At 67.6% G+C, this 19,880-nt stretch carries 5 protein-coding genes; 2 read left to right on the top strand and 3 right to left on the bottom strand.

From position 1 onward, the window contains the following. Positions 1-67: 67 nt before the first annotated feature. From IU448_RS24135 to IU448_RS24125, 3 genes are all read right to left on the bottom strand, one after another. Positions 68-1,657: an NAD(P)/FAD-dependent oxidoreductase gene (locus IU448_RS24135; RefSeq protein WP_195057995.1), complete on the bottom strand. Its 1,590-nt coding sequence runs from the start codon at positions 1,655-1,657 to the stop codon at positions 68-70. A 73-nt stretch (positions 1,658-1,730) separates the two neighbouring features. Continuing rightward, the gene (locus tag IU448_RS24130) at positions 1,731-2,963 is read right to left on the bottom strand and encodes a cytochrome P450 family protein (protein WP_195057994.1); all 1,233 of its coding nucleotides are present in this window, start codon (positions 2,961-2,963) and stop codon (positions 1,731-1,733) included. 13 nt (positions 2,964-2,976) lie between these two features. Beyond that, the gene (locus tag IU448_RS24125) at positions 2,977-3,990 is read right to left on the bottom strand and encodes a methyltransferase (RefSeq protein ID WP_195057993.1); all 1,014 of its coding nucleotides are present in this window, start codon (positions 3,988-3,990) and stop codon (positions 2,977-2,979) included. A gap of 163 nt (positions 3,991-4,153) precedes the next feature. Between IU448_RS24125 and IU448_RS24120 the strand changes: the two genes are divergently transcribed. Together IU448_RS24120 and IU448_RS24115 are read left to right on the top strand one after the other, a co-directional pair. Beyond that, positions 4,154-14,392 carry a non-ribosomal peptide synthetase gene (locus tag IU448_RS24120; protein ID WP_195057992.1) on the top strand — a complete coding sequence of 3,413 codons (10,239 nt, stop codon included), beginning with the start codon at positions 4,154-4,156 and terminating at the stop codon, positions 14,390-14,392. Further along, complete coding sequence (locus IU448_RS24115) at positions 14,389-19,878, top strand: non-ribosomal peptide synthetase (RefSeq protein WP_324188701.1); 5,490 nt, start codon at positions 14,389-14,391, stop codon at positions 19,876-19,878. The genes IU448_RS24120 and IU448_RS24115 overlap by 4 nt, the downstream gene beginning before the upstream one ends. The last annotated feature ends 2 nt before the right edge of the window (positions 19,879-19,880 follow it).

Genomic DNA, 19,880 nt, shown 5'->3' with positions numbered 1-19,880 from the left:
GTCCGGGAGACGAGCAGTCGCGATCGGAACCGCGCCGACCGGTCGTCTCCCGGATTTCGGCGCAGGGTCAGGCAAACGATTCTTTGATCCACCGCGGTGCCTCGGCGCGGGTCCACCGCATGAAATCCATCGCCTTGTCCTGGGAGATGTCGATGTATTTGAGTTCCGGGTTCCCGTGGGGCAGGTAGTCGGGGAAGAACCGTTCCCGGTTGATCCGGTCGATGATCGCCGTCGCAGCGTCCGTGGGCGTCAACTCGCCGCGATCGACCGCTTCGCAGGTCGTGCGCGCATCGGCCAGTAGCCCTCGCACCGCCTGCGTCAGCGGGGAGTCACCGGGTTCCAGAGCCCGGAACACCTGATCGTCCTGACTGGTGAAATACCTGGACAAGGCGTGTTCCAAGGCAGCGTCGGTGTAGAAGCTGTAGGTGTGCCACACCCGGAAGATCGCGTCCCACAGGGCATAGTGGCGAAATCCCACATACGACGAGTAGGCGAGATCGTCGTGCACGTCGTACATGCGCTGCTGGAGTGCGTCGAGACCGGCGAACTTCTCGGTCGACCAGTCATCGTCGCGTGCGGCTTCGATGATCCGCCAGGCCAGGGCGTTCACGGTTTGGAAGGAGTTCGCGAGCCCGCGGGAGAACAGTGCGTCGATTGCCCCGGCGGACTGTGCGGTCAGGCAGAAACGGTCCCCCACCGTATCGGATGCAGAATATTGCAGACGTCCGGTACTCACCCAGGGCCGGACGGCCGTGGCATTCTCGAATTGTTTCGCCACGGCCGGGAATCGCTCGAGGAAATCATCGAATTCCTGTTCCGGCGCCGGCCGGTCGTCGAAAACCGCGCTGCCGGTCAGGGTGAGTCCGACACTGCACAGCGGATTCATCGATTTGTCGTTGTTGTCGAACGGGATCACCCAGAGCCAGCCGCCGTCGAAGACGTGGTGCAGGGTTCCGTTGTGCCACCGGGTCGGCGGGTTGTAGTGGACCGGTGCGATATCGTCGAACGGTTGCACGCCGATCATATGGGTGAACAGGGAACGGGAGTGGGTGCGCGCCCGGGTGGGTTGTTCGCGGAGCCCGAACCGATCGGCCAGCACCGAGCGGAAGCCGGTGGCGTCCACCAGATACTTCGCCTCGAACGCCGCACCGGATGTGGAGCGCAGCCGGGCGCCGCGGGCGGGGTCGATCTCGATATCGTCGATACGGGTGTGCTGCCGGGCCTCTGCGCCGTAGTGAACGGCGAGGTGGAATGCGTAGGAGTCGATATCCTGCCGGAACCAATGCGATTCGGCGCGGCGGTACCCGGAGGCCAGGACGACCTGATTTGCTTTGCCCGGATCGGCGGGCCGGCCTTGCTCGTGGTAGACGAACCCGAAGTTCTGTTTCTGCCCGCAGGTCTTGGTCACATGCTCGGCGGTGTCGGCGAAGTTGGCCAGCGCCTTGAATTCAGGGATGTCGTAACGCTCGGCGAGGATATGCATCGTGGTCGTCGCGTGCGGAATGGTGGATTCGCCGATGGCGAAGCGTGGATGTAGGCCCGAGTCGATGAGCAGGACCTTCAGTTTGTGACGGGCCAGGATGGTGGCCAGGGTGCTGCCGGCGATTCCGGCGCCCAGAATGGCGACATCGTACTGGGCGTCGGTCGGGGATGACATGATCGAACTCCTTGTGCTCTTGTACTGGTGCCCGGCCGCGGAAGCGGTGCCCGGATTCACGAGATGGCCGGGTTCAGGGGCGTACCGGCAGGCGACGCAGGCCGCGCAGTCCCATACCGGGACGCCAGCGCGACTCGGCCGCCGGCGCCGCAAGGCGCAGCCGGGGCCAGCGGGTGGTGAGGGTGGTGAGGGCGATGGCGACTTCGGTGCGGGCCAGCGCGGCGCCCATGCAGTTGTGGATGCCGCCGCTGAACCCGAGGTGAGGCCGGGGCGTGCGGTGGATGTCGAAGCGGTGTGGATCGGTGACGTGGGCGGGGTCGCGGTTGGCGGCGGCGGTGAACACCAGGACTCGATCGCCGCGTTCGATGCGCCGGCCGCCGAGTTCCAGCGGTTCGAGCGCGAGGCGCATCGTCGCCGATTCGACGGGGCCCCAGTAGCGCATGGTCTCTTCCACGGTGGGGGCGGCGAGAACCGGCTCGTCGCGTAGGGCCGCCCATTGGTCGGGGTCGCCGAGTAGGGCCAGAGTGGCGCTGGCGATGAGACTGGCCGATGTCTCGAAACCCGCGGCGACGAGCAGGCCGATCATGGCCCTCAGTTCGCCGTCGGACAGTGCGTCCTTACCGGACTTCGGGTAGACGAGCCGGCTGACCAGGTCGTCTCCGGGGTTGTCACGTTTGCGGAGGACCAGATCGCCGGTGTAGCTCTCGAGCTGGTCGCGCAGGGCGGGGTCGGGGCCGGACAGCGGGGTGGACGCGGTGGCCGCTCGAACAGCGAGGTCGTGCAGGCCGGGGTGCCACGCTTCGGGAAAGCCGAGGATCTCCCCGAGTACGGTCAGCGACAGGGGATAGGCATAGGTGTGCAGCAGGTCGACAGTGCCGTCGCCGGCTCGGGCCGCCTTTTCCGCCTCGTCCAGGAGCCGTCCGGCATGGCGGACCACTGCGGGGCGCAACGCGGTGACCGAGCGGGACGTGAACGCCTGCTGCGCGGCCCGCCGTAGCCGGGTGTGTTCCGGCGGGTCGGACAGCAGCATGGTGTGCGGTGGCTCCGGGATCCGGGCGCGTGCTCTGGCGGCGAGTTGTTCGGGAGACAGGAGTGCGCGGGGGTTGTTCGCCAGCCGGTGATCGCGCAGTGCGGTTTCGGCGGCCGCATATCCGGTGATCATCCAGAATCCCCGGCCCGGTTGTTGCGGAAGTTCGGCGAAGACGACCGGTGCCAGGGCGCGCAGCTCGTCGTAGACGGTGTGGGCCCGTTCGTGGAAGTCTTCGGACAGCAGGTCGACCACGATCGGCCGGGACTTGTCGAGCATGAGGTATATCCGTTCAGACCGGTGTTGCCTCGATCAGCGAGTACGACGTGGGCAGAACAGTCGGGTGCACCGCGGTGACTTCGAAACCCGCACGGCGGCACAGTGTTTCGTACTCGTTGCGGGTCCGTTCCTGGCCGCCCATATTGACGAGCATGCTGATATCGGTGAGGTAGGGGGCAGGATTCGCGGTATCGACCGCATCGGGAAGTACGGATTCCACGATCAGCAGGCGCCCGCCGGCGGGCATCGCCTTATGACACTGCTCGAGAATGGTGACGCAGCGCTCGTCGTCCCAGTCGTGCAGGATGTTCTTGAGTACGTACAGGTCTCCGCCCTGGGGTACCGCGGAGAAGAAGTCGCCGGCTGTGATGCGGCAGCGATCGGCGACCCCCGCCGCGGTGAGGGTCGCGCTGGCCTCGGCGACACCGGTGGGCGAATCGAAGACCACGCCGTGTGATGCGCGGGCACCGTGCAGGATCTGCGCGAGCAGAGTGCCGTCGCCGCCGCCGATATCGATCACGGTGTGGTACCGGGTGAAGTCGTAGCTCACCGGGATCAGCTGTGCGATGGGCAGGCTGACCTGCCGCATCGTCGCGTTGAACCGTTCGGACAATTCCGGTTTGGTGGCGAGGAAGCTGAAGAAGTCGGTGCCGTAGAGCCCGGCGAAGGTCGGCTGTCCGGTGCGTACCGCCTCCTCGGTGAGTTTCCAGGAATCCAGCAGGGCCGGGTCGGTGAACAGCAGTACGGCCGCCGCCTGGGAGTCCGGGCGGTCGGTGCGCAGCGGCAGACCCGCCGCACCCAATCGAAATGTGCCGGGGTGGGTTTCGATGACGATCTCCAACGCGGCCAGTGCGCGCAGGAGCCGCGCGAGTGCGCCGGGGTGGGTGTCGGTGAGCTCGGCCAGTTCGCGGTGGTCGAGTTCGTTGTCGCCGAGGTGATCGGCGAGCCCGAGGCGGGCGGCGGTGCCGACGACTTGGGAGCAGATCGTTCCGAACATCATGTTCATGAGTCGCTGGTGAGCTGCCATGCCTACTTCCTGTGTTCTGCCGAAGAGGTTCGGCGCCACTGTGTTTCGTATCGCCGAACGGAAGAGGTCGCTTGACCGAAGCCGTCGGCACGTCGTAAATTATAGCACTAATGAAAATGGTTATCGTTTGCTAGTTGGGACTGTGATGCAGGGAAAGCTCCGTTTGCCACTCGTAGGAACGACGAAAGAGGTGGCCTGGGGCGTAGCCCGACTACGGCAGGAAGTCAGCATCCTGACCGGTGTACCGGTGGATGATCTGACCGACGACGCCGATCTCCTGGCACTGGGCCTCGATTCGGTGACCGTTATGCGGATCTCCGGGCTCATGCGAAAAGCGGGTAGACGGGTGGAATTCCGGGATCTCGTGCGGACCCCGACGCTCGACGCCTGGCAGAAACTCCTGGGCGACAGCGAAACCGGCGTTGCCGAACCACCCGACTGCACCGAGCGGCCGGTGGCCGTCGACTGTTCGCAGCCCTTTCCGCTGGCGTTGATGCAACATGCCTTCTGGATCGGACGCACCCGGACACAAGACCTGGGCGATGTCGCCGCGCACTTCTACAGCGAATTCGATCACGAAGGCGTCGAACCGGACCGGCTCGAGCGCGCCATGCGGGACCTGATCGCGCGGCACCCCATGCTGCGGGTGACGATCGACGGCACCGGTATGCAGTGGGTGACCGAGCTCGGCTCTTGGCCCGGACTCGTCGTGCACGACCTGCGGGAACTTCCCGAACCGGAGCGGCTTCGGCGCCTGGCATCGACCCGCGACACCTGCTCGCACCGGCGCATGGATGTCGGGGCGGGCGAGGTCATCGACCTCCAGCTCTCGTTACTGCCCGGTGGCCGGACCCGCGTGCACCTGGACCTGGACATGATCGCCGGCGACGCGCTGAGCCTGCGTAATCTCCTCGCCGACCTGACCATGTTCTACGAGCACGGCTCCGGGGCACTGCCTGCGCTGGAGTACCACTACGGCCAGTACCTCGCCGACCGTGGCCGGGTGCGTGCCACCGCTCGGGAACATGCCCGGCAGTGGTGGCGAACGCAGCTGGCGGAACTGCCCGCAGCGCCCGAACTTCCGCTGCTGACCGCCGACGCGCCGGGTGGCGGCGCGCGGATCGACCGGCGCAGCCACTGGCTGTCCCCGGAGCGTGCGGCACGATTGCGAGCGCGGGCACAGCGTGCCGGGTTGACCACCGCCGGGGTGCTCGCGACGGTATTCGCGGAAACGATCGGGGCGTGGAGCAGCACCGACCGTTTCCTGCTCAACCTGCCCGCCTTCGACCGGGAGCCCCTGCACGACGAGGTGGACCGTCTCGTCGGGGACTTCTCCAGTTCGGTCCTGCTCGACGTGGACCTCGCCACACCGATGTCGGTGACCGACCGGGGACGGGCCGTCGCCGACCGGCTGCGAGAAGTCTTGGGTTACGCGGCGTATTCCGGGGTCGAGGTGCTGCGTGATCTGAGCAGAGCCGGTGATGGGGAAAGAGTCCTCGCGCCCGTGGTGTACACCAGCGCACTGAGCCTGGGGGAGTTGTACGCACCCGAGGTCCGGAAATGCCTGGGCGACCCGGTGTGGACGATCTCCCAAGGGCCGCAGGTCTGGCTGGACGCCCAGGTGACCGAATTCGACGGCGGCATCCTGCTCAACTGGGATGCCCGCGTATCGCTGTTCCCGGCCGGGCTGCTGGACACCATGTTCGACGCCTATGTGCGGTTCGTCGAGCTCTTACTGGACGACCCCGGGGCATGGGACCGCCCGTCACCGTGGCCGGTCACCGCCCACCGCCACAGCGAGATCGCCCTCGCGCCGGCCCTACCGCTGCACCGGCGTTTCTTCGACCGGGCGGCCACCGAACCGGACCGCACGGCCCTGATCGCCGGCGGCACCACGATCGCGTACGGCGAACTCTCCACACGGGCACGGCGCATGGCGCGACTGTTGCGGGACAAAGGGATCGGTCGTGGTGACAGTGTGGCCATCACCTTGCCCAAGGGGGTCGATCAGATCGTGGCGGCGCTGGGTGTGCTCGCCGCCGGGGCGACCTACGTGCCCTCGGGCATCGATCTGCCGCCGGCGCGGCGCACGCAGGTCTACCGCAGGGCGGGCGCACGGCTGGTCATCACCGACCGCGACACCGTGACCGCCGGCTCGTGGCCCGCCGATATCGAACCGGTCCATCCGGAGCAGGCCGGTGCCGCCGACCCGCTGCCGCGGATCGTCGAGGTCGACCCCGAGGATGTCATGTACGTCATCTTCACCTCCGGCTCCACCGGCACACCCAAAGGTGTCGAGATTCCGCACCGGGCCGTCGCCGCCACCGTCGACGCGGTCAACGGCCGGTTCGGCATCGGCGCGGACGATCGCACCATTGCCCTGTCCGCGTTGGACTTCGACCTCTCCGCATACGACCTGTTCGCATTCCTGGCATTCGGCGGTTCGGTGGTCGTGATCGAGGAAGCCCAGCGCCGTGATGCCGCCGCCTGGGCCGACCTGATCCGTCGATGGGACGTGACGGTCGTCAGTGCAGTACCGGCGCTGCTGGACATGCTGTTGACCGCCGCGTCCGATTCGGGACTGGGTAGTGCACTGCGGCTGGTGATGCTCGGTGGCGACCGGGTCACCGTGGACCTGCCGGGCCGGTTGCGCCGCGTGGTTCCCGGCTGCCGGTTCGCCGGACTCGGTGGTATGACAGAGGCCGCCGTTCATGCCACCGTCTGCGAGGTCGATACCGTCGATCCCGGCTGGTCGAGCGTGCCGTACGGGGTACCGCTCCCGCACGCCGGGTGCCGTGTGGTAGACCGGCACGGCCGGGACTGCCCGGACTGGGCGGCCGGGGAGTTGTGGGTTACCGGGCTGGGGTTGGCGCACGGCTATCGGGGCGACCCCGAGCGCACCGCCGAAAGGTTCGTCGAGCACGACGGAATCCGGTGGTATCGGACCGGCGACCTGGTGCGCTACCGGTCCGACGGAACACTGGAATTCCTCGGCCGTACCGACCATCAAGTGAAGATCCGCGGCCATCGGATCGAACTGGGCGAGATCGAGGCCGTACTGGCCGAACATCCCGGGATCACCGCCGCGGCCGCCGCCGTGCTGGAAAAGCCGACCAGATCGCTCGGTGCCGTCATCGCCGCCACTGGCAGTGGCTCTGCCGATCTCACCGACGAGGCGCTGCGGTTGTGGCTGGGCAAGCGGCTCCCCGGATACATGGTGCCCCGTGTGTTCGTCCGGAGCGCGGAACTCCCCATCACGCGCAACGGCAAGATCGACCGTGCCGCCGTGCACACCACCCTCGCCGCGGTCGCGAGCCACCGCGGGACCGAATCCGCCGCGCCCCGCGGCCGTCTGGAACGAATCGTGGCCGATGCCTGGGCCGCGGTTCTCGACATCGGCGAGATCCGCCGCGACGACGATTTCTTCGCGCTCGGCGGTGACAGCCTGCTGGCCACCCGCCTGATCCGGCGACTGCTCGCCGAGGGGGTGGCGGGCGCCGATCTGGCGCATCTGTTCACCACGCGCACCCTTGCGGCATTCGCCGCGACCCTGACCACCGGCACCGCCACCGCGAGCCCCGAGATCGTTCCCGAACCCGCACATCGCAACGAGCCGTTCCCGCTGACCGATATCCAGGTCGCGTACTGGCTGGGCCGGTCGGACGATTTCGACCTCGGCGGGATCGGCGCGCAGTTGTACATCGAATACGATTGGCCCGGTATCGATGCGGCCCGGCTGGAATCGGCTTGGAATCGGGTGATCGACCGGCATTCCATGCTGCGTGCTGTGATCACCGCGGACGGCGCTCAGCGGGTTCTCGACGAAGTATCCACCTATCGGATACCGGTGGTCGAGGCAGCTGTGGCAGCCGTTCGTGACGAAATGGCGGACAGCCTCGCCGACGCCGGCCGCTGGCCGTTGTTCGATATCCGGGTTGTGCGCGATGGCGCGGACACCCGGGTCTGCGCCGCTTTCGACACCTTGATCGCTGACGGCCTGAGCGTGATGGTGCTGCTTTCCGAGTGGACGCGGCTGTACGCGGAGCCGGATGCCGTCTTGCCCGAACTCGGTCTGGACTTCCGCGACTACGTGCGCAGCTGTGCGCCCTCGGAGGCCGAGGTGCGGGCGGCGTTGTCGTATTGGCGGTCGCGGTTGCCGGAGTTGCCGCCGGGTCCGCAGTTGCCGTTGCGGGTGTCGCCTGCGACGGTGCAGCGGCCCCGGTTCGTCCGCCGGGAGGTCTGCTTGGACGCGGACGTCTGGAGCCGGATCGCCGTGCGTGCCCGGGGGTTCGGTGTTACGCCGAGTGTGGTGCTGTTGGCTTGCTACACCTGGATTCTGGGGAACTGGAGTGCTCAGCGCGATCTGACGGTGACACTGACTCGGTTCGATCGCCGGGATGTGCACCCCGACATCATGCGGGTGGTCGGCGATTTCAGTTCGCTGCTGCTGGTGGCGGATCGTCCGGTCGAGCGGGAGAGCTGGCTGGGCCGGATGCGGCGGTTGCAGGAGCAGTTGTGGAGCGACCTGGACCATCAGCAGGTGTCCGCGGTCCGGGTGCTGCGAGAACTGGCTCGGAACAGCGAAGCGCCCACGGAACCGGTACCGGTGGTGTTCACCTCGATGCTGGGTGTCGACGACGAGCTGGCGCGGTCGGTGCGGTGGCCGGACTACACGCGGACCCAGACGCCGCAGGTGTGGCTCGACCATCAGGTCATCGAACTGCCGGAAGGTTTGCTGCTGAGCTGGGATTCGGTGGACGAGTTGTTCCCCGACGGGCTCGTGGACGAGATGCTGACGGCCTATCACCGGCTACTGGCCGGGCTCGCGGAAATGGACTGGGAGCAGCCTCTCGGTACCGCATCGCCGACGCTACCGCCGCATCAGCAGGTGGTCCGCGACCTGGTGAACAGCACAACCTGGCCGGGCCCGTTCGATGCTCTCGATCCTGCGAACAACCGGCTGTTGCATACGGCGATGTTCGATGTGGCCGCGGAAGACCCCGGTCGTACGGCGCTTGTCGACGGGGGTGTGCCGGTGTCGTTCGGTGAGTTGGCCGAGGGTAGTCGCCGGGTCGCGGCGTTGCTGGCCGCGCGTGGTGTTCGGCCGGGTGATGTGGTGGCGGTGTGCGCGGTGCGGGGTGTGGGGCAGGTGGCGGCGTTGTATGGGGTGCTGGCGGTGGGGGCGGCGTATGTGCCGGTTGCTGTCGATCAGCCGGTGCAGCGTCGGGCGGCGATTTTGGAGCAGGCGGGTGTTGTGGCGGTACTCACCGATGACATCGGCCGGTTCGCTGCGGCTGCGGGTGGCGGCGACCTCCGCGGAGCTGCCGGCGTTGCTGTGCGTCGCCGCCCGGACGGCTCCGATGGCACCGACTCCATCGGCCTCGATGGTGACGCCGAGTTCACGGATGCCGGTGCCCTTGCCGATCAGCCCGATCAGAGTGGTGTCACCGGTAATGGTGTCGTTCGATATTGCGCACCTGTCGCCGAGCGGGCGCCGGTGGTGGCGCTCGCGGACGCGCGGTATCACGAGCCTGCGCCGGTATACCGGGGAAGCGGTACCGACCTCGCGTACGTGATCTTCACCTCGGGTTCGACCGGTGTTCCGAAGGGAGTCGAGATCGAGCACGGGCAAGCCGTGAACACCCTCGCCGACTTGCAGGAACGCTACCGGCTCGGTGCCCAGGACCGGGTACTTGCGGTGGCGGCCGTCGATTTCGATCTGTCGGTGTTCGATCTTTTCGGTGTACTGGGTGCCGGTGGCAGCGCTGTTCTCGTTGCCGATGCGGATCGGCGTGACCCGGGCCGGTGGCTGGCGCTGGTGTGCGAACACGGTGTGACCGTGTGGAACACGGTTCCGGCCATGCTGGACATGCTGCTCACGGTGGCCGAGTCCGGGCCGGGGCTGTCGTCGACGCTGCGGCTGGCGCTGGTGTCCGGGGACTGGGTGGGGCTGGATCTACCCGGCCGTCTCGCGGCCCTGGCCGAGCCGTGCCGTCTGGTTGCGCTGGGTGGTGCCACGGAAGCGGCGATCTGGTCGAATTTCTTCGAGGTCGGCAATGTGGACCCGAAGTGGTCTTCGATTCCTTACGGTCGTCCGTTGCGTAATCAGCGGTTCCGGGTTGTCGATGAGTACGGCCGGGATCGTCCGGATCGGGTGCCTGGCGAGTTGTTGATCGGTGGTGCCGGGGTCGCGCGGGGTTATCGGGGCCGTCCGGATCTGACTGCTGCCTCGTTTTTCGAAGAAGACGGGATTCGCTGGTACCGGACCGGGGACTTGGGCCGCTATCGGCCGGATGGGGTCCTGGAGTTCCTGGGTCGTGCCGATCGTCAGGTGAAGATTCGTGGGTATCGGGTGGAACTCGGTGAGATCGAACAGGCCATCACCGCTCATCCCGAAGTGCGGCGGGCGTTCGCGCTCGCGGTCGGCGAACGGGCGCAGGCGCGGCTGGTCGCCTTCGTCGAACCCGGGCTGCCCGGCGATCTGACGACCTTCCTGGCCGACCGGGTTCCCGCCGGGTGGGCTCCCGAGCTGATCGCGCTACCGAACCCGCCGCTGACCGGCAACGGGAAAATCGACCACGCAGCCCTGGTCCGGCGTGCCGAAGCAGCCACCGCCGGTACGGCCGGAGCCGAGCGGGCGGAGCCGCTCCATCCGGGGCCGGAAACCCGGATCGGCCGGATCTGGCAGGAAGTGCTCGGTGGCGAACTCCCCGGCCGGAACACAAATTTCTTCGCCGCGGGCGGTGATTCGCTGTCGGCGACGCGGTTGGTGAGCCGGCTTTCCCAGAATCTCGGCATCACGGTGAGGCTGCGCGAGTTCTTCACCGATCCGACAATCGCCGGACTCGGTCACCTCCATACCGAGGCCGACGCCGCCGTGCCGGGAGAGCAACTACGCACCGTATCGGTGGCTCCGGTCCTGACATCCGATAGCGCGCACCGGCTGGATCCATTCGGCACGACCGATATCCAGGCGGCCTACTGGCTGGGCCGCTCGGACGATTTCGATCTCGGCGGTATCGGGGCGCAGCTGTATTTCGAATACGACCTGCCCGGTCTCGATGTCGGACGGCTGGCGCGTTCCTGGAACCGGGTGATCGAGCGGCATCCGATGTTGCGTGCGGTGATCGGCGCAGACGGTAGGCAGCGCGTGCTGCCCGAAATACCGGAGTACCGGATCGCAGTGGTCGAGGCCGATGGGGATTTCCCGGGCGCGGCCGCCGCGTTACGGGAAGTGATGGCGGGTGGGGCCCTGGATGCCGGCACCTGGCCACTGTTCGATATCCGGGTTCTGCACGCTGGTGCGAAGGCCCGAGTCTGCGTGGTCTTCGACAGCTTGGTCGTCGACGGGCTCAGCGCTCTGGTGCTCATCTCCGAATGGACCCGGTGGTATCGCGACCCGGGGCTCGAGTTGGCGCCTCTGACCATCGAATTCCGCGACTACGTGACGAACTGTGCGCCGTCGGAGGCCGAGGTGCGGGCGGCGTTGTCGTATTGGCGGTCGCGGTTGCCGGAGTTGCCGCCGGGTCCGCAGTTGCCGTTGCGGGTGTTGCCTGCGACGGTGCAGCGGCCCCGGTTCGTCCGCCGGGAACGCCGCCTCGATCCCGCGGTCTGGCACGGGATCGTCTCGCGCGCCCGGGGGTTCGGTGTTACGCCGAGTGTGGTGCTGTTGGCTTGCTACACCTGGATTCTGGGGAACTGGAGTGCTCAGCGTGAATTGACGGTGACACTGACTCGGTTCGATCGCCGGGATGTGCACCCCGACATCATGCGGGTGGTCGGCGATTTCAGTTCGCTGCTGCTGGTCGCGGATCATCCCGTCGAGAAGGAGACCTGGCTCGCTCGGGTGCGGCGGTTGCAAGAACAGTTGTGGAGCGACCTGGACCACCAGCAGGTGTCCGCGGTGCGCGTACTGCGGGAGCTCGCCCGCGAGAGTGCGGTGCCCGCCGAACCGGTCCCCGTCGTGTTCACCTCCATGCTCGGTGTCGACGACGAGCTGGCCGGCTCGGTGCGTTGGCCGGATTACACGCGGACGCAGACGCCGCAGGTGTGGCTCGACCATCAGGTCATCGAACTGCCGGAGGGTTTGCTGCTGAGCTGGGATTCGGTGGACGAGTTGTTCCCCGACGGCCTGGTCGAGGAGATGCTGACGGCCTATCACCGGCTGCTGGCCGGGCTGGGGGAGCTGGACTGGGAACAACCCCTCGACATGGCACTGCCCGCGCTTCCACCTCGGCAACGCGCAACCCGCGACTCCGTCAACGACACCGCCTGGCCGCGTCCGGGGCACGAGACCGATTCCGAACACCCCACCTCGAGCGGCAACGCGCCTGAGCCGGGCAGCCTGTTGCATACGGGAATGTTCGATATCGCGGCTGTCGATCCCGGTCGTACGGCGCTTGTCGACGGGGGTGTGCCGGTGTCGTTCGGTGAGTTGGCCGAGGGTAGTCGCCGGGTCGCGGCGTTGCTGGCCGCGCGTGGTGTTCGGCCGGGTGATGTGGTGGCGGTGTGCGCGGTGCGGGGTGTGGGGCAGGTGGCGGCGTTGTATGGGGTGCTGGCGGTGGGGGCGGCGTATGTGCCGGTTGCTGTCGATCAGCCGGTGCAGCGTCGGGCGGCGATTTTGGAGCAGGCGGGTGTTGTGGCGGTACTCACCGATGACATCGGCCGGTTCGCTGCGGCTGCGGGTGGCGGCGACCTCCGCGGAGCTGCCGGCGTTGCTGTGCGTCGCCGTCCGGGCGGCCCCGGTGGCATCGGCCCCGATGGAGCCGCCGAGTTCATGGCTGCCGGTGGGGTAGTCGACGGCGCCGGTGCGGTGGACCGGGGTGGTGCTGTGCAGGTGGCCGGTTCCGGTGGTGGCGCGGGGTGTGGTTCCCCGAGCGGTGCCCTTGCCGATCAGCCCGATCAGAGTGGTGTCACCGGTGATGATGTCGCTCGAGCTTGCGCACCTGTCGCCGAGCGGGCGCCGGTGGTGGCGCTCGCGGACGCGCGGTATCACGAACCGGCGCCCGTGTACCGGGGAAGCCGTACCGACCTCGCGTATGTCATCTTCACCTCGGGCTCCACGGGAGTTCCGAAGGGAGTAGAGATCGAGCACGGCAGCGCCGTGAACACTCTCGAAGACCTCCGGGACCGATACGATCTCGGCGCCCGGGACCGCGTGCTGGCGCTCGCGGCCGTCGATTTCGATCTGTCGGTGTTCGATCTGTTCGGTGTACTGGGTGCCGGTGGCAGCGCGGTGCTCGTTCCGGACGAGGACAGGCGTGACCCGGGCCGGTGGCTCGCGCTGATACGCGAACACAGTGTGACCGTGTGGAATACGGTTCCGGCCATGCTGGACATGCTGCTCACGGTGGCCGACTCCCGAGCCGTCCCGCTCCCGTCGCTACGGCTGGCCCTGAGTTCTGGGGACTGGGTGGGCCTGGATCTACCCGGCCGTCTCGCGGCCCTGTCCGAGGATTGCCGATTCATCGCCCTGGGAGGTGCCACCGAAGCGGCGATCTGGTCGAACTTCTTCGAGGTCGGCAATGTGGACCCGGAGTGGACTTCGATTCCCTACGGTCGTCCATTGCGTAATCAGCAGTTCCGGGTTGTCGATGAGTACGGCCGGGATCGTCCGGATCGGGTGCCTGGGGAATTGTTGATCGGTGGTGCCGGGGTCGCGCGGGGTTATCGGGGGCGGCCCGATCTGACTGCCGCCTCGTTTTTCGAAGAAGACGGGATTCGCTGGTACCGAACCGGGGACCTGGGCCGCTATCGGCCGGATGGAGTCCTGGAATTCCTCGGTCGTGCCGATCGTCAGGTGAAGATTCGTGGGCACCGGGTGGAACTCGGTGAAATCGAACAGGCCATCACCGCTCATCCCGAAGTGCGGCGGGCGTTCGCGCTCGCGGTCGGCGAACGGGCGCAGGCGCGGCTGGTCGCCTTCGTCGAACCGGAGGCACCTCCCGCGGCAGCGGATCGCACCGGCCCGACGCGGCTCCCCGGCAATCTCCCGGACTTCCTCGCCGACCGGATTCCTCCCGCCTGGATACCCGAACTCGTTCCACTGATCGACCCACCGCTCACCGCCAACGGAAAAGTGGATCACGCCACCCTGGCGCGGCGAGCCGAAACAGCGATCCGCACACCTGTTTCCGAAGCCGGTGAACCGATCCATCCCGGTCTGGAGACCCGGATAGCGCGGGTCTGGGCGGAAACGCTCGGTGCCGCGCCGCCTGACCGGCACACAAGTTTCTTCGGCGTGGGCGGCGATTCGCTGTCGGCAACGCGTCTGGTGAGCCGGCTCGGCCGGGAACTCGGCATCACCGTGACGCTGCGCGAATTCTTCACCACCCCGACCATCGCCGGACTCGTCCGCAACCAACCGCCAAACGGTATCGACCTCGAAGAAGGTGCTCTGTGAACATCCCCGAACTGGTAACCGATCTACAGCAGCGAGGAGTTCACCTGTGGGCCGACGGTGAACAGTTGCGGTTCCGCGCCCCACAGGGGGTACTGACCGCCGAACACCGGGAACAGCTGGTGGCGAACAAGCCCGCCGTCCTGGAATACCTCGCCCGGGATCAGGCGATGATCAGCGTGTCCGCGGATTCCGCCGCCGCGCACGAGCCGTTCCCGCTCACCCCGGTACAGCAGGCATATCTGATCGGTCGCGACTCCACCTATCCGTACGGCGGTGTGGCCTGCGCCGGCTACTTCGAAATCTCCTATGACGGGGCCGAAGCCGACACTGCCGAAAAGGCGTGGAACGCGCTCGTGCGCCGGCACGATATGCTGCGCGCCACCGTGCACAGCGACGGATATCAGCGGGTCGCGGCGACCGTACCGCACTACGAGATCCCGGTGACCGACCTCCGGGGTGAAGACTGCGCCGCGATCGATGCCGTGCTCGACCGGCAACGAGACGACCTGCTGGGCCCGGCCGGCGCCACCGGCACCTGGCCGTTGTTCGCCCTGCGCCTCACCCGCACCGATACCGCGTGCATTCTGCATCTGCTGGTGGAATTGCTGGTGGTCGACGCCGCGAGTCTGCAACTGCTCCTCGCCGAACTCGCCGAGCTCGTCCACGCGGCAGGTGACGACGCGGCGCTGCCGACCGCGCCGGCGATCGGTTTCCGCGACTACATCCTGGGGGTACAGCAGCTGCGCAACGGATCGGGCTACCAGCGGGATCGCCAGTACTGGCAGGAACGGATCGAGACCCTGCCCGCCGCACCGGAGCTGCCCACCGGAGCGTCCGACGGCACCGCCGAGTTCGCCGCTCCCGGCTTCGACCGGTTGCACCACTGGCTGCCCGGTTCCGTGCTTTCCGGGTTGACCCGAAACGCGACCCCGCACGATCTCACCCCCTCCGGCGCGGTACTCGCCGCTTACGCCGAAGTCATCGGACGCTGGAGCCGCAAGCGGCAGTTCACCCTGAACCTGCCGGTGTTCAGCCGGCTCCCGGTGCACGCCGATATCGGTGCGGTGCTCGGCGATTTCACCTCCGTCGAACTACTCGGCGTCGACCTCGACGCGCACGACACTTTCGCCGACCGTGCCCGCGGTACCGGCGCCCAGCTGTTCACCGATCTCGATCATCGGTTGTTCGACGGTGTGGAGGTGCTCAGCGAGCTGACCCGGCGCGCGGGCAGCCCGGTGCTCATGCCGGTGGTGTTCACCAGCACCCTCGGTGGCGTCGAATCCGGTGCCGGGAAGGGCAGCGGCCGGATCCTGCGCGGGCTCACGCGCACCCCGCAGGTGTGGCTGGACTGTCAGGTGACCCCGTACGACGACGGCCTGATGATCGCCTGGGACGTGCGCCGCGATGTACTGGCCGGCGACACCGCCGCCGAGGCATTCGCAGCGTTCGTGGATCTCGTCACCCGGCTGGCCGAGGCACCCGAGGTTTGGACCGAGCAATATCCGGTCGACCTGCCCTCCGCGCAACGCGATGGCCGCGACAGCTACAACGACACCGCCGTCGATGTTGCACCGCGGCTGCTGCACGAGCGGATTCTCGAGGTGGCCGAGACAGATCCGGAAGCCCCCGCGGTGATCCACCGCGGCACCGTTGTCAGGTTCGCCGAGTTGCGCCGCCGTGTCGCCGCGACGGCTGCTGCGCTACGCGAAGCCGGTGTGCAACCCGGTGACCGGGTGGCCGTCCTTATGGAGAAAGGCCCGGAGCAGGTGGTGGCCGTGCTCGCCACTTCCGTCACCGGCGCCGCCTACGTGCCGATCGCGATCACTCAGCCGATGGCACGCCGGGAACGGATCATCGACCGCGCCGGGGCCGAACTGGTGCTCACCCAGTCCTGGCTGCGTGACGCCGGTGAAATGCCGGCAACCGCACGGCCGATAGCCGTGGATCTGTTACCGGGTGCCGACACGGTACCGGAGGCCGGCGGCGATCCGGATACTCCGGCGTACGTCATCTACACGTCCGGCTCCACCGGCGAACCGAAGGGCGTGGTCGTCACCCATCGGGCGGCGGCCAACACGATCGACGACATCAACGAACGATTCGCACTGACCTCCGGCGATCGGGTACTCGGCGTTGCGAGCCTGGCGTTCGACCTGTCGGTGTGGGATATCTTCGGTGTGCTCGCGGCCGGCGGCGCCGTGGTACTGCCCGAACAAAACCGTGCCACCGACCCATCGCACTGGCTGGAACTGGTACAACAGCATTCGGTCACACTCTGGAACAGCGTGCCGGGGCAACTCCAGATGCTGCTGGACGTCCTGGAATCCACCCCCCGGGCCCGCGCCGAATCGTTGCGGCTGGTCCTGCTGTCCGGTGACTGGATCCCCCTGGACCTGCCCGGCCGGATACGCGCGAACCACCCTGACCTCAGCGTGGTCGGGTTGGGGGGCGCGACCGAGGCCGCCATCTGGTCCATCCACCACCCGGTGGGCGATATCGACCCGCAGTGGCGCAGCATCCCCTACGGCATCCCGTTGCGCAATCAGACCGTGCAGGTGCTCGACAGCGCACTGCAGGAATGCCCCGATCTCGTCACCGGTGAGATCTATCTCGGCGGTGCCGGATTGGCCGAAGGATATCTGGGTGACGCCGAACTGACCGCGCGGCGGTTCATCCGGCATCCGCGCACCGGCGCCCGCCTCTACCGCACCGGCGACCTCGGCCGCTTTCACCCGGACGGCCGGCTCGAATTCCTCGGCCGGGAAGACACCCAGGTCAAGATCCGCGGCCATCGCGTCGAACTGGGCGAGGTCGAATCCGCGCTGCGGAGTCATCCTGCCGTGGCGGATGCCGCGGTATTGCTCGACGGCCGGGGGCCGGGCACGCGGCTGCTCGGCTACGCCGAGATCGCGACCGGCGCATCCGGCGAACAGGCGCCCGGTGCGCCCGCCGACGATGTGCTGGCCACCGCCGAAAACGCCGCCGCGGCGGCGCAGCAGGAGGTCGACGGAGATTCGTTCGTTGCGCTGATGCAGGCCGTCGACGAGATGGCCATGTTGTCCATTGCGGCGCAGCTGCGCGGATCCGGCCTCTTCGATGATCGTGAGCGTTCGCACGACCTCACCGAGATCGCCGTGGCCACCGGTGTATCCGAACGGCAGCACGGACTGCTGAAACGCTGGCTGTCCGCCCTCACGGACGGTGGAGCAGTGATGCACGACGCGGACACCGGCCGCTACCGCGACCTGATCGCCGCCGGCCTGGGCGCGGTCGAGGCGGCGTGGAAGCGTATCGACGAGCTGGAAGAGATCGTCGGTTACGGCAGCGAGACCCTGGCCTACATCCGGGCTTGTAGCAGCCGGTTGGACGAGCTGTTGCGCGGCACACTCGATGTGCGCGAATTACTGTTTCCCGCGGGGAAGCCCGGCGCGGCGCACGCCGTGTACCGCACGAACCTGGTGGCGCGCAGTTCCCATCGCATCGTGATCGATACGGTGCGCGAGATCGCCCGGCAGTCGCCGCATACGCTGCGGATGCTGGAGGTCGGCGCGGGTATCGCCGGTACCAGCACCGATCTGATCCCCGCGCTGGCCGAGTTCGAGCCGGACTACCTGTTCACCGATATCTCGGAGTACTTCCTCGGCGAGGCCCGCACGAAGTTCGCGGACTATCCATGGGTGCGTTACGGCCGCTTCGACATCAACGCCGACGCGCAGGACCAGGGCTTACGGCCCAACTCGGCCGATGTCATCCTGTGCGCGAACGTGCTGCACAATTCGGTGAACGCGGACGAAGTGCTGGCGCGACTGCGCGATGTGCTCGCGCCGGGCGGCTGGCTGATATTCCTCGAACCCACCCGGCAGCACAACTACGCGTTGCTGGTGTCGATGGAGTTCGAATTCTTCAGCGAACTCACCGCTTTCACCGATGTCCGCGCGGGCACCGGCCAGGCGTTCTTCACCCGCGATCAATGGCTGCGCCAGCTCGATACCGCCGGCGCCGACCACATCCGGGTGCTGCCCGCCGAGGACGCGCCGCTGGCGGCGTCCGGGCAGGGGGTTTTCGTCGCCCGGTTCAAGGGTGAGCGCCGCACCGTGACCGAACGGCAGCTCACCGAGCATGTCGCGGCGCTGCTGCCCGGCCATATGGTGCCGGACGAACTGGACCTGCTGGATGCGCTGCCGCGTTCGGCCAACGGCAAATTGGACCGGGCGGCACTGGCCGAACGTGCCGCCACGACTGCGGTCGCCGGCGCCGACGGCGATTTCGTCGCGCCTGCCGACGAGATCGAGGAGCGGATCGCGCAACTGTGGCAGGAGATGCTCGGCGTTCCGAAGGTCGGTCGCGACCAGAATTTCTACACCCTCGGCGGCGATTCGCTGTTGCTGTCACAAATGGTCGGGAAATTGCGGGACCGGGTTCCCGAGGTCGCCGATATCGAATGGCAGGAACTGCTGCGCGATGTGCTGCGCAATCCCACCGTCGCCGCCCTCGCCGCCCGCCGCCACACTGCGCCGGCGCCTGCCGAGACGGCGCCCGCGCAGACCGCGGTGCGGCCGCTGGGCGGCCGGCCCGGCCACGAGGCCGGTACCTGGGTACTCGTACACGGTGGCACCGGCACACTGTCGCCGTACGACGCGCTGCTTCCCCACCTACGGGAAGCGCATCCCGGCGCCCTGCTCGGGCTCGAGGTCACCGATCCGGCGAAGTACCTGAACCTCCCGGCCGACAGCGTGATCGCCCGGCAAGCCGCCGATTACGCGACGGAACTGCTCGAACACGACAACAGGTTCCGCATCATCGGATACTCGGTCGGCGGTCTGCTGGCCGCTGAGATAGCGCACACGCTGACCGAGTCGGGAGCAACGGTGGACGAGCTCACCGTGATCGGCTCGTATCAACCGCCCGCGGTGTACGACGAGTTGCTGACCGAATACGTGTTCGCCCAATCCATCGGCGTCGACCCGGCCACGATCGGCTTCCCGGCCGACACCGCGGCGATCGACACCGCACTGCGCACGATCCTGGACCGCACCCCCGACCGGGTGCCCGCCGGAGCGATCACCGCACTGAACGGCGAGTCGGCGCCGTTGGCGGCCGAGTTCCGGGAGCTGGCCTCCGTACCCCATTCCGATCGGCTCGCCGCCCTGCGCGCCGCGGCCACCTCCGGAACCGGTCCGTACCGGTCGACAGAGCTGGCGCCTGCGGAATTCCGCAGGCAGTTCGAGATTTTCGCGCACCATCTGCGGGCCATGGGTGCCCACCGTGCCGAACCCTATTTCGGTTCGGTGCGGGTGCTGAGCAACAGCGGGACCGCGACGCTGATGGGCACGCGGACGGACGTGGAGAGCTTCTGGCCGCGGATCGCACTCGGTGACCTGGTCATCGAGGAAATCCCCGGGGACCACCTCACCAGTATGTCCGCCACACATGCTGCCGAGCTCGCGGCTCGGCTGATCGCCCCTCTCTCCCGGGACCGGCGGTGAGC

This window comes from Nocardia flavorosea, from assembly GCF_015477805.1.
Taxonomy (GTDB): domain Bacteria; phylum Actinomycetota; class Actinomycetes; order Mycobacteriales; family Mycobacteriaceae; genus Nocardia; species Nocardia flavorosea_A.
The sequence above is the reverse complement of the archived record's forward strand: the minus strand, read 5'-3'. Positions and strand labels throughout refer to the sequence as shown.